Source organism: Microvirga pudoricolor, from assembly GCF_016892705.1.
In the GTDB taxonomy this organism is placed as follows: Bacteria; Pseudomonadota; Alphaproteobacteria; order Rhizobiales; family Beijerinckiaceae; genus Microvirga; species Microvirga pudoricolor.
On the sequence record NZ_JAFEMB010000013.1, the window covers coordinates 1 to 13,968 of the forward strand.

14 protein-coding genes are annotated in these 13,968 nt (G+C 64.5%); 5 read left to right on the forward strand and 9 right to left on the reverse strand.

Annotation, left to right across the window (positions count from 1 at the left end; translation table 11 throughout):
* Positions 1 to 186: 186 nt before the first annotated feature.
* From ILT42_RS22605 to ILT42_RS22615, 3 genes are all read right to left on the reverse strand, one after another.
* Positions 187 to 1,065, reverse strand: a complete 879-nt coding sequence (locus ILT42_RS22605) for a helix-turn-helix domain-containing protein (protein ID WP_020817827.1) — start codon at positions 1,063 to 1,065, stop codon at positions 187 to 189.
* Between the two features lie 194 nt (positions 1,066 to 1,259).
* Entirely contained in the window at positions 1,260 to 1,475 is a 216-nt protein-coding gene (locus ILT42_RS22610) for a ribbon-helix-helix protein, CopG family (protein WP_020817828.1), read from the reverse strand.
* A gap of 99 nt (positions 1,476 to 1,574) precedes the next feature.
* Positions 1,575 to 2,168 (reverse strand): recombinase family protein, encoded by a 594-nt coding sequence (locus ILT42_RS22615; RefSeq protein ID WP_024269999.1) that lies wholly within the window; start codon positions 2,166 to 2,168, stop codon positions 1,575 to 1,577.
* Positions 2,169 to 2,282: 114 nt separating this feature from the next.
* On the opposite strand from ILT42_RS22615, the gene ILT42_RS22620 reads away from it, so the two are divergent.
* From ILT42_RS22620 to ILT42_RS22630, 3 genes are all read left to right on the forward strand, one after another.
* Entirely contained in the window at positions 2,283 to 2,894 is a 612-nt protein-coding gene (locus ILT42_RS22620) for a uridine kinase family protein (protein WP_020820347.1), read from the forward strand.
* Positions 2,895 to 3,213: 319 nt separating this feature from the next.
* On the forward strand, positions 3,214 to 4,725 hold the full coding sequence (locus ILT42_RS22625) for an MFS transporter (protein WP_003830786.1): 1,512 nt from the start codon (positions 3,214 to 3,216) through the stop codon (positions 4,723 to 4,725).
* Between the two features lie 10 nt (positions 4,726 to 4,735).
* Entirely contained in the window at positions 4,736 to 5,302 is a 567-nt protein-coding gene (locus tag ILT42_RS22630; RefSeq protein ID WP_008786762.1) for a TetR/AcrR family transcriptional regulator, read from the forward strand.
* Positions 5,303 to 5,321: 19 nt separating this feature from the next.
* Here the strand turns inward: ILT42_RS22630 and ILT42_RS22635 are convergent, their stop codons facing one another.
* Complete coding sequence (locus tag ILT42_RS22635) at positions 5,322 to 6,080, reverse strand: DUF6118 family protein (RefSeq protein WP_006473465.1); 759 nt, start codon at positions 6,078 to 6,080, stop codon at positions 5,322 to 5,324.
* An 11-nt stretch (positions 6,081 to 6,091) separates the two neighbouring features.
* Positions 6,092 to 9,694, reverse strand: a complete 3,603-nt coding sequence (traA, locus tag ILT42_RS22640) for a Ti-type conjugative transfer relaxase TraA (RefSeq protein ID WP_024269998.1) — start codon at positions 9,692 to 9,694, stop codon at positions 6,092 to 6,094.
* Between the two features lie 271 nt (positions 9,695 to 9,965).
* Between traA and ILT42_RS22645 the strand changes: the two genes are divergently transcribed.
* Positions 9,966 to 10,271, forward strand: a complete 306-nt coding sequence (locus tag ILT42_RS22645; protein ID WP_020821017.1) for a hypothetical protein — start codon at positions 9,966 to 9,968, stop codon at positions 10,269 to 10,271.
* Complete coding sequence (locus ILT42_RS22650; protein ID WP_023512661.1) at positions 10,268 to 11,932, forward strand: type IV secretory system conjugative DNA transfer family protein; 1,665 nt, start codon at positions 10,268 to 10,270, stop codon at positions 11,930 to 11,932. The genes ILT42_RS22645 and ILT42_RS22650 overlap by 4 nt, the downstream gene beginning before the upstream one ends.
* 272 nt (positions 11,933 to 12,204) lie before the next feature.
* On the opposite strand, the gene ILT42_RS22655 is transcribed toward ILT42_RS22650, so the two are convergent.
* From ILT42_RS22655 to ILT42_RS22670, 4 genes are all read right to left on the reverse strand, one after another.
* Positions 12,205 to 12,501 carry a hypothetical protein gene (locus tag ILT42_RS22655; protein ID WP_006473490.1) on the reverse strand — a complete coding sequence of 99 codons (297 nt, stop codon included), beginning with the start codon at positions 12,499 to 12,501 and terminating at the stop codon, positions 12,205 to 12,207.
* Positions 12,502 to 12,537: 36 nt separating this feature from the next.
* The gene (gene parA / locus ILT42_RS22660; protein ID WP_021316632.1) at positions 12,538 to 13,161 is read right to left on the reverse strand and encodes a ParA family partition ATPase; all 624 of its coding nucleotides are present in this window, start codon (positions 13,159 to 13,161) and stop codon (positions 12,538 to 12,540) included.
* A gap of 67 nt (positions 13,162 to 13,228) precedes the next feature.
* A complete protein-coding gene (locus ILT42_RS22665) occupies positions 13,229 to 13,534 on the reverse strand; it encodes a type II toxin-antitoxin system RelE/ParE family toxin (RefSeq protein ID WP_006473480.1) in 306 nt (101 codons plus the stop codon).
* The gene (locus tag ILT42_RS22670; protein ID WP_006473479.1) at positions 13,531 to 13,800 is read right to left on the reverse strand and encodes a CopG family ribbon-helix-helix protein; all 270 of its coding nucleotides are present in this window, start codon (positions 13,798 to 13,800) and stop codon (positions 13,531 to 13,533) included. Before ILT42_RS22670 ends, ILT42_RS22665 begins: the two co-directional genes overlap by 4 nt.
* Positions 13,801 to 13,968 lie beyond the last annotated feature (168 nt).

Here is a 13,968-nt window from a genome sequence, read left to right on the forward strand (position 1 = left end):
CAATACGTATTAACGTAAATAATTAAGCGCCGACCTTGCCCTTCACTCCCTCTCGAAAGCCATAGGACGCTGGTCGCAGGCGCGAGCGGTGCGGATTAGGTAGTGGGGGTGCCGTTTCCCGGCCCGCCTATACGCGGGCCGGAACCGCCGCAGGGCTGCGTAAGCAGCCCGAACAGCGGCGACCGCTTATGTTTTGCCTCTTAGATAAAGATCAGATGGGGATTCAGTCTGGTTATCGGACTCACGTTTCATGAAGTTTTTCGCCATGCGCACAAGGGCCTGTCCTAGCGGGCTATCGCCGGCGTCGATCTGCGTTCGCTCATCGAGGGGCAGGGTGGTCTTGTAGGCGTCGATTGCCTCGCTCCAAGCCCGCTGATCCTGTCCATGATCGGCGGGCGGGGGTGGAGCCTTGCCGAACCGTCCAAGGAACTGCCGGGCCTTCTCCGGCAGGGACAGGCGATAGGCGTTGCTGGCCTGCTGCACCTGTGGGCCGCGCCCTTCGTTCCCGGTCGGCTCATAGCGCCGCAGCCAGTCAATGAAGCCATGCGCCCGCAGATTCTTCAGCGCCCGCACGATCGTATCGCGCGACCGGCCTAGCCGATCCATGATCGTGGTGATTGACGGCTCAAGCCGGCCGGTGCGGAAGTCGATGAGATTGACGAACAGCCGCAGCACGTCCAGCGCCACCGATCCTAGCGGCCCGCTGCGCTCGCCCTTCTCGTGCAAGCCGGCCTCGTTGTAGATTTCGGCCGCCTTCAAGATCGCCTGCACGTCCTTGCGCGTCGTCGGCCGCCATATGCGGCCCTCCGATCGTCCCCGGATATGGCTATGCCGGCGAACTGGTGTCGGGCAGCGTGGGGCAGGGGGCGGAAAGATCAACCCTAGCGCGGTCTGTCCCGATCCCCGCAGGGCGGCCCGGCGCTCATGGGCGAGCGTCGTAAGCTCGCCGGCCTCGTCGTCGGTGAGCTGGCCCGCGCCGTATCGAGTCCAAACCTCCCGCATGATTTCATCAAGCGCGTTCCCGCGCGCGCAGCCGATCGCGGCCGCGTAGTGCGTCCTCAACATATGCCCTCGTCCTTCCTTTTGAAGGACATGACAGCGCGGACGGCAGGCACAGCTTTCCCCGTTTCCGCAAGAATCAATCTTGCGAATTGGAGTGCTCTAGCGTAGATAAGGGGAGACTTTGATGGCCCCGGCTCTACGGTGTGTCTGACGGCCTATAAAACGCTCGACCGCGCCAACGGTCGGGCGTTTTGCCGTTATGTCCCTTGCTTCGCTTCGATATAGAACCTCAACGCTTCCTCGATGATCGGCGCGCGCCCTCGCAAGCCCGCGTCGTCCTTCAGGCGGTCAATCGCCGCGACCAGCTCGCCGGGCAGATCGGCCTGCACAAGAATCCGGCCCTCCGCGCGCCAACGGGCGCGCAGGTTTCGGACACTTTCCAGCTTAACTTGTTCTCGGGTGCGACTCGCCATGTCTACATGAAGAGACGAAATCGCCCGATTCTGCAACCCTTTGCGTAAGGGGGCGAGAAAGGCACTACTTCTAGGGCCGGGCGACTAAACGTAGTTGCGTCAATGCGTATCCACGTCAATGCGTTCTATGGCCCGGTAGAGGGTAGAGCGATGCACACCCAAGAGCCGGGCAACCTCGGCCGGCTTCTTGTCCTCGCTGATGAGCTGGCGGGCGTGTGCGATCTGCTCGGCCGACAGGGCAGGGGGGCGGCCGAACCGAACGCCCTTCGCCTTCGCCGCCGCGCGGCCGGCGCTCGTGCGCTCATGGATCAAGCTGCGCTCGAACTCGGCAACGCCGGCGAAGAAAGTCAGCACCATGCGCCCGGCCGGCGTCGTCGTGTCGGCCCACGGCTCGGCCAGCGAACGCAAGCCGGCCTCGGCGTGGCCGATCCGCTCAGCAATGTCGAGAAGATCGCGCGTCGATCGGGCGAGGCGATCAAGCCGCGTCACCGTCACCACGTTCCCGGGCTGCAAATGGTCCAGCATCTTCGCCAGCTCGCGGCGGCCGCGCTGCGCGCCGGATGCCTTTTCCTCGAACACGCGCTTGCAGCCGGCCGCTTTCAGCGCCGCGCGCTGCTGGTCGAGAGTCTGGCCGTCGGTCGAGACGCGGGCATATCCGATAAGCAAGGGCAGGGGCTTCCTCGTGGGCGACATGCCCGGAATCTACCTCGTGCAAACCGTCGCGGAAATCCCTATTATGCGACAAGAAAGCTGTCGCGGGTTTTGGAATTTTTGCGACAACGCAGCATCATCGAAATTGGTTGAACAATGAAGTCGCCTGAACTCCACATACTTGAGAGAATAGAAGCCCTCCGCGCCGAACTCGCACGTCCTGTTGTCGTGGCGCTTGACGGGGGAAGCGGCTCCGGTAAGTCAACGATTGCGGCAAGGTTGGCGAAGCTGACCGACATAGCCTTGGTTACGCTCGATGATTTCTATCAAACGCAGGTTCCCGAATCCGAGTGGCCTCACAAAACCGTGGCGGAGCGGTTGAATCGCGTTTTTGAGTGGGACCGCGTTCGCGAGGCAATAGAGCCTCTACGCAAGGGGGAACCTGCACAGTGGCGAGCTTTCGACTTCATGCAGGGACTAGGCCCGGATGGCACTTACAGCCTCAAGAACGAATTTACCGAAGTCGCGCCAGCGCCCACGATTCTGCTCGAAGGAGCTTATTCCGCATCTCCGTTCCTTCGGGATTTGATCGACCTCGCCGTGATCGTGGATGTGCCGACCAAAGTGCGGCATGAACGGACTGCTGCGCGCGAACAGGGCGCGGAGGGCTTTTTAGCCGCGTGGCACGCTGTTTGGGACGATGTTGAAAGCTACTATTTCGAGCGCGTCTGCCCGCCAAGGTCTTTTGATCTGGTGATCCAGAATTAAATTCCTTCGCGCCCCTTATGTCGCGCAAATCCTGATTTTTGCGACAAAATCGCCGGCGCTGATTTTGCAGGGAAAAATCTGTCGCAAAAATCAGGTGCGAAAGTCAAACTTGTGCGACTGACTTTCGCGACACGTCGCGGCCCGGATTCCGCGCCGCTGCGGACGTGGTGCAGGTTTCAGGAATTTCGCGACAAATTGATCGCGCCCCGGAATGCGAAGCCCCGCTGTCGGCCATTGTCTGAAGTTCCTCACGGGCAGGCGCTTGATACTTTACTAACTTGTCTGTAAAGTTTGGCTACTCTCACTGAATGGTGCTATCATGCCTGCCGCCCACTCGAACCGCTGGGTTCTTCTGGTGACCGTCGCCGCCGGTCTCCTGCTTATCGTTCTGGACAATTCGGTCCTCTACACGGCCCTGCCTACCCTGACGCGCGAGCTTGGCGCGACGGCAACGCAAGGGTTGTGGATCATCAACGCATACCCCCTCGTCATGGCCGGCCTGCTGCTCGGCACCGGGACGCTGGGTGACAGGATCGGTCACCGGCGCATGTTCCTCATCGGCCTCGTGCTGTTCGGTGTCGCGTCGATTGTGGCGGCCTATTCGCCTACAGCGGAAATCCTGATCGGGGCGCGGGCCTTTCTGGCGGTCGGCGCGGCGGCGATGATGCCCGCGACACTCGCCCTCATCCGCGTCACCTTCGAGGATGACCGGGAACGCAACATCGCCATTGCGATCTGGGGGTCGTTGTCGGTCGTCGGCGCTGCGCTCGGACCGATCATCGGCGGTTTTCTGCTCGGCCATTTCTGGTGGGGGTCGGTGTTCCTCATCAATGTGCCGGTAGTGGTCGCTGCCTTCATTTCGGCGCTGATCGTTGCGCCGAAGGTGGCCGGCGATGCGACCAAGCCTTGGGACGTGGTGTCGTCGTTTCAGGCATTGGTGGCGCTGTCGGCTTTTGTGATCGCGATCAAGGAATCTGCCCATGCCGGGCAGTCGTGGGCCGTCCCCGCTATTTCGCTGCTGGTTGCCATCCTCGCCGGAGCGCTGTTCGTCCGCCGGCAACTGCGCCTGCCGTTCCCGCTGCTCGACTTCTCGATCTTCCGCAATGCCGCGTTCACATCGGGCGTTCTAGCGGCCGCGTTCTCCCTGTTCGCCATCGGCGGTGTTGAGCTTGCTACGACGCAACGCTTCCAGCTCGTTGCGGGCTTCACGCCGCTGGAAGCCGGGATGCTGGTTTCGGCGGCGGCGCTCGGATCATTGCCGACTGCGCTGCTCGGTGGTGCATTCCTGCATCGTATTGGCCTACGTATCCTTATAGCTGGCGGGCTTGCGGCGGGATCGCTGGCGGTCCTGCTTGCGACATGGGGCATCACTCATGGCCTTGGCTGGCTGATCGCCGGTCTGGCGCTGACCGGTGCCGGCGTAGGTGCAACAATGTCGGTGGCATCAACGGCTATTGTGGGCAATGTGCCTGTGCATCGCGCCGGCATGGCGTCGTCGGTCGAGGAAGTGTCCTACGAGTTTGGCAGTCTGTTCGCTGTCACAATTCTCGGAAGTCTTTTGGCCTACCTCTATACGGTCAACGTCGTGTTCCCCGCCGGAACCTCGGAAGCGGCCCGCGACAGCATGGCGTCGGCGCTGGTCTTTGCCAACGAGGCGGGGGCCGATGGTGTTGTCGTGCGTCAAGCGGCAGGAATCGCATTCGACCACGCCTATACGGTCGTCATGTACGTGGCGGCGGGTGTTCTGGCCGTGGGTGCCCTGATCACCGGCATCCTGTTGCGGCGCTACGGTCCCGGCTCGCAATCGTCAGCCTATCCCACACAACACTAAGGAAGCCGACATGGCGAGAGCCAGCAAGCGCCTCGAAGTGCTTGAAGCCATTGTGAGCATCATCGAGCGTGACGGCCTCACCGCCGTCACCCTCGACGCCGTAGCGCTCGAAACCGGCATGACACGCGCCGGCCTTCTGTATCATTTCCCGTCGCGCGAAGCCCTGATCCTCGCCACCCATGAGCATCTGACTCGCTCATGGGAACAGGAGCTGGAAGCGAGCGCCGGCAACACCTCGGACAGGGCGACAGACGCCGAACGACACGCCGCCTACATCAACACCTGCGCAAGAGCTGCCCGGCGGGTCGAACTGCTGCTCATGCTGGAAAGCTCCGACAATCGGCAGCTTGGCGATCTGTGGCAACAGGTCATCGACCGCTGGGCACCTCCTGCGCCGATTGGAAACGACGCTGCCGAGTTGGACAGGTTCATTTCGCGCCTTGCCGCCGATGGGCTGTGGATTCACGAGGCGCTGTCGTCGCGCCCGCTCCCCGAGCAACTGCGCAAGCGTATCGCGGCGCGCCTCGTCGCGATGGCCGCCGGACCTGTTGAGGCGGAAGAAAACCTCCCGAAATAACTGGTGTCCCCCCACAACCCTACTGCGCCGGTGCTGCCGGCGCTTTCACGGTGATGGTGCATTGCTGATCTGAACCGGCCGTGCGCGCGGCCTCGGCGCATTGCCCGATCGCCTCGGCATTGTCGCGCACGAGCTGCGAGGAATCGGCCACGCCGCGCCAGCTTCGGGGATCGGCCACCCGCATCATGGTGACGCCGGCGTTCCATCGGTCCTGACCTATGACGGTCGCCGCAACATGGGTGTCGGCCGAGAAGGGCAGGAAACGCGGCAACAGCAAAATCAGGAATATGCCGACGAACAGCCCGACAAGGCCGGCCATCCATATGCGGAAATCCTGACTTTTCCGGTCGTAGGCGCTTTTCGTATGAGCGGCGAGGTTCCGGCCGGCGCGCTCGAGGTCGGACGCCTGCCGCTCGAGCTGCTGCGCGGCGGTGCGTATCAGGGCCTCGCCGCTGCGCTCGAGGAGCGCCGCATAGTGTGTCGCACCCTGCCGGAGAATAGGCGATTGCTCTACGCCGTGCAGCCGCTCCGCAACATTGTCGAGCGCCTGCACGAGCTGGGCGAGCTGGGGCTTGTAGTCCTGCGCCGGCTCGATCTTTTCGAGCTGGTCGAAAGCCGCTTCCAGCCCGCGCCGCATCACGGTCATTTCCGCGCCGATCTGCGCGCCCTGCGTCTCGATCGTGCGCCGGAGCGCGTCGAACGCGGCGGCCGGGTCGCCGGCGTCCTCGTCCAGTGCTTCCGGCTCGATTCCTTCCCTGTCGTCGTCCAGCTCCGCCATATTCTCCGTGCCTACCTTCCCAAACCGATGCCCCGGCTAAGTTGCCGGCTGCGTGACATTTCCTCTTGCAGCTCGTGGGCGATGCTCTGCCCCCGGCGCTGCTGCTGCCCGATTCCGAGTTCCTGACGGCGATTGCGCAGGATGGAATCTACCTGCGGGTCACGCTCAAGGCTCTTGGTCATGCCGTTCATCTGGCTTTCGACCTTGGCGCGGGCATCGTCGTGCTGCCAGCCGCGAAGCTCCCGGCGCTGGCCCTGTAGCTCCTGCCAGCGTTCAACGAACCGCTCGGCCCTGATATTCGGGTCTTGCAGCGCCGCGTTTTCGCGCTTCATCCCGTCGATAACCTGCGCGACACGCTCCCGGCCGGAAAGCTCGGTCATGGCGCGCACCGTCGCCGGGTCGTTTTGCAACGTCGAGCGCAGCAAATCTTTCATGCCGCCCTGCACCTGGTCGAGCTGCCGGCCGGCATCGCCTATTTCCTGCCGCTGCATGTCGAGGACCGGCAAGCCCTCGCGCCGGTGCTGGTCGATCGACTGATAGGCCCGCGAATAGCGGTCAACGGCGGCCTCAAGCGGCGACTGCCCCCGCGCCCGCTCGGCCAGCCGGTCGGGCGCAGGCGCCTGCCGCAAGCTCCCTTCCCTTTCCGGCCGCTCTGTGCGCTCCTGTGAGGGGGCAGGACGCGCATTGAGCTTGAGGCCGGCGAACATACCGCGCCGCTGCTTCTCGGCCTGCTGCGGCCGTTTCTGGTCGATCTGCGGGCCGTCCGCGCCGGCGCGGTCTGGCTCGCGGCTCTCGGGCGCGGCGCGGCGGCCGAGTTTCAGGCCCTCGAACGGCCGTTGGCGCTGCTGTCGATCGCCGGCGAGATCCTCGCGCGGATCTGCACGAAGATCCTGCGCGAGATCCGCGCGAACTTTTTGCGAGGATCTCCGATCAAGGGCATGATCCCCGGCCGTCGACTCCCGTTCCGCACGTAGCCCGGTGCGCTCGGCCGGAATCTCGATCTCGCTGCGGACGCCCATTTGCTCCGCGATCCCGCGCCGCTCGGCAAAGTCGCGGGTATAGTCGAGCGTCGTTTCCTTCACGCCCGACCGCGACAGGCGGCGCTCTAGCTGGCTATAGGCCAGCTCGCCGGCGTCCTGAACCTTCCATGTGTTGCGGTGCGTCTGCGTCCCATCCGGCAAGGTGACGGGGGTGGAACCCTCATGCTGTAGGCCGATCTTCTCCCCGATCTCGGGCGCGGCCTCCTTCATGGCGCGCTCAAGATCGACGCCCCATAGGGTGCGCTGCTCGCCCTTGTCGTTTTCCAGCGTCACGAAATAGCTGTCGGACTTCTGCGGGTCATGCTCATAGGGCGCGGCCCCATGCTCGACCAGCCGGCCGGCATTGGTGAACTCGTCCTGTGCCGCGTAGAGCTGCACCCCGTCACGATGCCGGGTCATGGCGACATAGGTTAGATGCCGGTCCATCGTCCCCGACGCCATCACATAGGCGCGGTCCACCGTCGCCCCCTGATTTTTGTGAATCGTCGTCGCATAGCCGTGGTCGATCGCCTGATAATCGCCCATCGGCACGGAAACACTATCGCCGCCCCGGCCGTCGAGCGTGGCAATGATGCGGCCCGGCTCGACATGATCGACCGTGCCTAGCATCCCGTTTTTCACGCCAAGGTCGCGGTTGTTCTCCAAGAACACGATGCGGTCGCCGGGCGCGAACTCCCGCTTGCCGTCATTGGTCTGGAAGGTCAGCGCGCCGGCGTCCTCGCCCTGCGCCAGCTCGCCCCGGTCCTGTAGCTCGGCCCGGATCGCGTCGTTGATGGCGCGAACATCGGCCCGGCGATGCGCCATCGCTACGCGGGTGCCGTCCGGGCGCTCGTCGCGATCGGCAAGGTAGTCGCGCACGATCTGGCCCCGCGCGTCCTCGCCGGTTTCGGCAAAGCTGATATTGCCGCGATCCCGATAGGCCGCCAGCCCCTCGGCCGTCCGGTGCGTGGCGAAGTCAACCGACGCCTCCCGCTGCCAGTCCACGCGCTGCCGGCGAATCTCGGACAGCTCGGCATGGCCGATTTCCTCCGTGATCGCCCTAAACGGTGCGCCCGCCCCGATCGCCTGCAACTGCTCATGGTCGCCTACAAGGACGATCTTCGCCCCGCGCGCCTCGGCCTCGCCAACGAAGCGGGCGAGCTGGCGGCTCCCGACCATGCCCGCCTCGTCGATCACGAACACGTCGCCGCGGCCGAGTGTGCCGCGGTCGTTCTCCCAACCGCGGGACCATGACGCGAGGGTGCGGCTCTGGATGCCGGAAGATTCCTCCAAGCCCTCGGCCGCCTTGCCCGACAGCGCCGCGCCGTGGACCTGATAGCCCTCGGCCTCCCACGCCTCGCGCGCGGCCGCGAGCATGGTGGACTTGCCAGCGCCGGCATAACCGACAACGGCCGCGATCCTCTCCGGCCCGGTGATATGCTCGATCGCCCGGCGCTGCTCGTCCGACAGCCGGGCGGAAGCATCGCCGGCGCTGCGCTGAATGGCGGCGTCCTGCCGATCTATCGCCCGCTCGACATGCCGGCGATCGACGCCATGACCATGCGCGCCGTGCATCCGCTGCGCGCTCTCGATCATGCCGGATTCGATCTCGACCATTTCCCGCGTCGAATACCGCGCAAGCTCGATCTCGCCCGTTGCCGGGTCCGCGCGCTCGGGCTGCAACTCGACCAGCGCCGGCGAGGCCATCACCTTCGCAAAGGCGCTCTGGAACTCCTGCGGGTCGTCGTTGATGTAGCGATGCAGCGCCCGCGCAACGTCGTGCCGGTCGAACACGCTCTTTTCGCCGGTGATGAGGGTTAGAACCTGCTCGGGCTTCTCTCGGATCAGCTCGGCATTGCGCCGGGCCGCTTCCTCGTCCAGCCGCGACCGCGACACGTCGAGGCCGCGCCGCTCCATCTGCGTGGCATGGACGCCCATATGCTCGGTCGGCGCGATCTCTAGCCCGCGCTCCATGTGCGAACGATGGTCAATGCGAATATCTAGCCCGGCCATCGCAAGGCGCTCGTTGGCGATCCCCTCCCACCTCTGGCGAAGGTCGCGGAGCTGCATATCGGTCGTCGGCAGGTCGTGCGCCAACAGCCATTTGTTTTCGCGCTCAAGATAGGTCTTGTCGCCTAACCCGCCCTCCGTCACCTGCCGCGTGGTCATAAGCAAATGGGCATGGTGATTGCGAACGTCGCTCGCCTCGTGCGGCGCATGAATGGCGAAGTCCACGGCCGCGCCGTAGCGGTCGGCCAGCTCCTGCGCCATCTCCCGCGCCGCCTCTAGCCGCTGCTCGGCCGAAAGCTCATGCGGCAAGGCAATCTCGAACTCCCGCGCAACGCGAGCGTCCTTCCGCTTCTCGGCAAATTCGGCGGCGTTCCACAAGTCCGACCGATCCCGCGCCCAATCGGCGTTCACGCCTTCCGGCAAGACGATCTCGGCATGTTCAACACCCTGCTTGGCCGTGTAGTCGTGCGTGATCCCGTCGCGCTCGTTGGTCAGCTTCTCCCCGGCACGATAAGCCATTGAGGCGACGGCGCTACGGCCACCCGCCCGCGAAACTGGCTTCATGCTGAAATGGTAGATTGCCAACCCGTTGCCTCGATCCCGTTTCCGCCTTTCCCGCCAGCCTCCAAGCTGGCGGCGCGCTGAGTTACGCAGTAACTCGTAAGTGCGCCCTTCTCAACTCAATCGCTACGCTCTTTCGCTGATCGGTGTGGCGCTCGCGGCAAGGTCGATGCAATGAACTGAGGCCGGAATTGTGCTGCAAAACCGCTGAAAACTCAAGCGCAACAGGCAAACGCTGGAAAAGACGGTCGGGAATGATAGTCTAGGCGAACAACCGGAAAAGGAGATTTGAGGAATGGCGCGCAAAACGATCGAACAACGCTTGGCCGAACTGGATGCGCAGCGCGCCACGCTCAAGGCCCGTCTGTCGAAGCAGGAACGCGCCAACGACACGCGCCGCAAGGTGCTGCTCGGCGCGCTCGTCCTGCATCGCCTCGAACACGGCAAGGATGAAGAATTTTCCCGGCGCTTGGGCGAATGGCTCAAGCGTGAGCTGCCCGACTTCCTGACGCGCCCCGGTGACAAGGAACTGTTTGCCGACCTGATCGACAACGCGCCGGCCGGGGAGACGACAGGCAGCGCCGGGGGGACGGCCGCATGAGTCAGGCGAGACTTGCATGGGGTGCGTTCAAGAACATGGTGCGGCAGGCCGCGCGTGATCCGCTATGGGCGTTCGTCGCTCTGCTCGCCGCACCTTTCCGCATCTGGAAACCGCTTCTCGGGCTTCTGTTCCTCCTTGTTATCGTCCTGTTCGTCGTCGGCTTCGGCGGCCGCTTCGCTCTCGAACAAATCGGCTTTCGCGTCGGCTCGGTTCCGGTTCTCCTGCTCGATCTCGTCACGCTGCTGGTGCTGCTGGCGCTCGCCTTCCGCTTCCTCACCAATCCGCTGATTATCCATTTCGGGGATATGGACGGCGAAACCCACGGCTCGGCCCGCTTCGCCACCGACAAGGAAACCGCCGCCCTCGCCCGCGCCGATTCCGGCCTGCTGATCGGCCGCGACGGCAAGACCGGAAAGCTCCTGCGCTATGACGGCCCGGCCCATCTGCTGACGATGGCACCGACGCGCACCGGCAAAGGGGTGGGAACCATCATCCCCAACCTGCTCACCGCCGACCGCTCCGTGATCTGCATCGACCCCAAGGGCGAAAATGCCAAGATCGCCGGCCGCGCCCGCCAGCAATTCGGCCCGGTCCATGTCCTCGACCCCTTCGGCGTCACCGGCCAGCCCTCGGCCGCCTTCAATCCCCTCGACCAGCTCGACCCGGCCGGCCTCGATGTCGCGGAAGATGCAAGCACCTTGGCCGACGCCCTCGTGTTCGATGAACCGGGCATGGCCGGCGAAGCGCATTGGAACGAGGAAGCCAAGGCGCTCATTGCCGGCCTGATCCTCCATATTGCCGCCAGCGCGCCGCGCGACAGGCGGAACCTCGCCACCCTGCGCGAATATCTCACCCTCGCCCCTGAAGCCTTCGCGGCGCTCCTGAAGGACATGCAGGCATCAACGGCCGCCTCCGGCCTGATCGCCCGCGCTGCAAACCGCCACCTCGGCAAATCCGACCGCGAGGCGGCCGGCGTCCTCTCGGCCGCGCAGCGCCATACCCATTTCCTCGACAGCCCGCGCATGGTCGCCGTCCTCGACCGATCCGATTTCGGCTTTGCCGATCTCAAGCGCCGCAACGTCTCGGTGTTCCTCGTCCTGCCGCCCGATCGGCTCGCCACCTATTCCCGCTGGCTGCGCCTGCTCGTCGCGCAAAGCCTCACCGACATGGCCCGCGATCCCGCCAAGCCGGCCGTGCCGGTCCTCTATCTGCTCGATGAGTTCGCCGCCCTCGGCCATCTGGCCCCCGTCGAGCGCGCAATGGGCCTCATGGCCGGCTACGGCGTCCAGCTCTGGCCGATCCTGCAAGACGTTCACCAGCTCCGCGCCACCTACGGGCAACGCGCCGGCACCTTCCTGTCAAATGCCGGCGTCCTACAGGTGTTCGGCGTCAACGATCACGACAGCGCCCGGCTTGTCTCCGATCTGCTCGGGCAGGAAACCGTTGTGTTCCAGACCATGAGCCGGGCGCTCGATTCCGATAAATCCGGCATCTCCTACGGCGAGCAACACACGGCCCGCCCGCTGCTGACCCCCGATGAGGTCCGCAACCTGCCGCAGCATGTCGAATTGCTGTTCCTCGCCGGGCAACGGCCGATCGTCGCCGGCAAGCTCGCCTATTATGCCGATGCAGAGTTCCGGGGGCTGTATGACGCTGCCTGACGTGACAAGAAGCGGACCCGGCGCATAGCGCCGGGACTTTGTTACGAACGGCCCTCCGGCTCTCTACGGCGCTATTGGGGAGCGCGTTCGCCTCCGGGCCGGCGCGGCTTGCGCCGCGATCCACCCGCCGACCTGGTGCAAGCTCTATTCAGGGAAACGCCACGGCCGCGACGATAGCCCCCCGGCCGGCCCGCTCTCATCATCTAGGGCCGTAGGGACGGCCGGGGGGCGGGCCACGCGCGCAAGCATTAGCGTATTTAGCTATTTACGTATCAACGTGCATAAGGCTCGATCGGCGGCAATCCGTGCTGTGCCAGAACCGCCGAAAGCCCGGCCTCGGCCATCGCCTGAATTGTCGTTCCCTCTGCATCCGCGAGCTGGCGAAGGCGCTGCCAGTCCGATCGCCGGACCTTGACCGTAAGCGCGACAGTCTCGCCCCCTCCCCTCTTTCGCCTCGGCGTCGGGATTTCCACGGCCGGGCGATCGTCCTCGATCGCTGCAAGGCTGGTGGCCTCCGCGCCGGCCTTCGGGCGGGTGAAGGCCGCGAGGCCGGTTGCTTTCTTTGCCATAGGTTTCGCTCCTTCAATACGCGCTTACGTATTTAGCTATTTACGTTCTAACGTGCCTTTAATCCACGCCCACAAAGCCCGGATTTCCTCCGCTGCTTTCCCTTCGGCCTCGAACTCCGTCACGGCGCTGCCAGTCGTGACGGCGCGGGCGAACGCGCGCCGGTCGGTAATCTCGCCGGGAACGATCGGCAGTCCGTAGGCTTCCAGCGCCGCGCGCGTCTCCCCGATCTCGGGCGCACGGAACGGGCAGGCAGACAGGACGAACGCGCCGCGCACTTTCGCGGCCGCCACGATCTCGACGGCGGCCGGGACCGCAGCGAGGTCAAACGCGGACGGTCTGACCGGAATCAAGACCAGCTCCGACCTTCGGGCGATCTGGCCGGCCGCCGGGGCGGCATGGGGCGGGGCGTCCACTACGGCCAAGGTCATGCCCTCGCCCTCGGCCGCCCTAAGCGCGGCGTCCAGCTCCCCGGCCTGCGCCGTGGCGACGATCGGCGTTCCGGCTTCCCGCGCGCTCGCCCATGCGGTCGCGCTCTCCTGTGGGTCCGCGTCGATGACGCAAACCCGTTCGCCGGTCGCCTCGGCCGCCACGGCGGTATGAACCGAAAGCGTGGTTTTTCCGCTCCCGCCCTTCTGGCTCAAAAACGCAATGACGTTCATGCGTCAATCCTTCTTTGCGTGAATACGTATTGAAGCATATAGCTAAGGACGTTACTACGTCTTTAAGCTAGTGCGGCCATTCCTCGGCCGGCCAGTCGCGCGACGTGTGGATGACGCGCACGATCACGACGCTTTCCCGGCCCCCCACGTCCCGCAGCTCATAGGCGATGATGTAGGGATGACGGGCGAGGGACTTTTCATAGGTTCCGCTCACCCGCCCCGGCCGGCCGGTCGCAAATTCGCCGAGCTTGTTCCCGGCGTCCTCGATCGCATCCACGACCCGTTCGGCGGCGAATGGGTTGTCCTCTGCGATATAGCGCAGGATTTCGAGGTTATCCCGCTGCGCCTCAATCGACCAGACAACCGGCCTCATCCGCGCGCGGCTTTCCGGCGCTTCGCTTCCTCGATAACCTCACGCATTTCCGCGACGGCCTGCGCATGGGGGATCACTCGGCCGGCCGCTGCATCAGCCATGCCGCGCTTGATACCGTCGATGATTTCAAGCTCGCGATCGACATAGGCGGCGACGGCCTCGCCGGCGAGGAAGGATTTGCTTCGCTGCGTGTCGTTCGCGATCCGGTCGAGCTTTTCTTTCACATCGGGCCTAACCCGAATCGTCATGGTGGTGCTGGCGGTCATGGAATCGCCTCCGTGTGTTGAATTGTGTACACTCTAGCACGTTTTCCCGGCCGCCGCCATCGCCTTCTATCAAGGTAATACGTTTACACGTCAATACGTATTAACGTAAATAATTAAGCGCCGACCTTGCCCTTCACTCCCTCTCGAAAGCCATAGGACGCTGGTCGC

Excerpts from the sequence above, each read along its gene's own strand:
- ILT42_RS22605 (WP_020817827.1), bottom strand. The coding sequence starts at position 1,065 with ATGTTGAGGACGCACTACGCGGCCGCGATCGGCTGCGCGCGCGGGAAC.
- ILT42_RS22610 (WP_020817828.1), bottom strand. The coding sequence starts at position 1,475 with ATGGCGAGTCGCACCCGAGAACAAGTTAAGCTGGAAAGTGTCCGAAAC.
- ILT42_RS22615 (WP_024269999.1), bottom strand. The coding sequence starts at position 2,168 with ATGTCGCCCACGAGGAAGCCCCTGCCCTTGCTTATCGGATATGCCCGC.
- ILT42_RS22620 (WP_020820347.1), top strand. The coding sequence starts at position 2,283 with ATGAAGTCGCCTGAACTCCACATACTTGAGAGAATAGAAGCCCTCCGC.
- ILT42_RS22625 (WP_003830786.1), top strand. The coding sequence starts at position 3,214 with ATGCCTGCCGCCCACTCGAACCGCTGGGTTCTTCTGGTGACCGTCGCC.
- ILT42_RS22630 (WP_008786762.1), top strand. The coding sequence starts at position 4,736 with ATGGCGAGAGCCAGCAAGCGCCTCGAAGTGCTTGAAGCCATTGTGAGC.
- ILT42_RS22635 (WP_006473465.1), bottom strand. The coding sequence starts at position 6,080 with ATGGCGGAGCTGGACGACGACAGGGAAGGAATCGAGCCGGAAGCACTG.
- ILT42_RS22645 (WP_020821017.1), top strand. The coding sequence starts at position 9,966 with ATGGCGCGCAAAACGATCGAACAACGCTTGGCCGAACTGGATGCGCAG.
- ILT42_RS22650 (WP_023512661.1), top strand. The coding sequence starts at position 10,268 with ATGAGTCAGGCGAGACTTGCATGGGGTGCGTTCAAGAACATGGTGCGG.
- ILT42_RS22655 (WP_006473490.1), bottom strand. The coding sequence starts at position 12,501 with ATGGCAAAGAAAGCAACCGGCCTCGCGGCCTTCACCCGCCCGAAGGCC.
- parA (WP_021316632.1), bottom strand. The coding sequence starts at position 13,161 with ATGAACGTCATTGCGTTTTTGAGCCAGAAGGGCGGGAGCGGAAAAACC.
- ILT42_RS22665 (WP_006473480.1), bottom strand. The coding sequence starts at position 13,534 with ATGAGGCCGGTTGTCTGGTCGATTGAGGCGCAGCGGGATAACCTCGAA.
- ILT42_RS22670 (WP_006473479.1), bottom strand. The coding sequence starts at position 13,800 with ATGACCGCCAGCACCACCATGACGATTCGGGTTAGGCCCGATGTGAAA.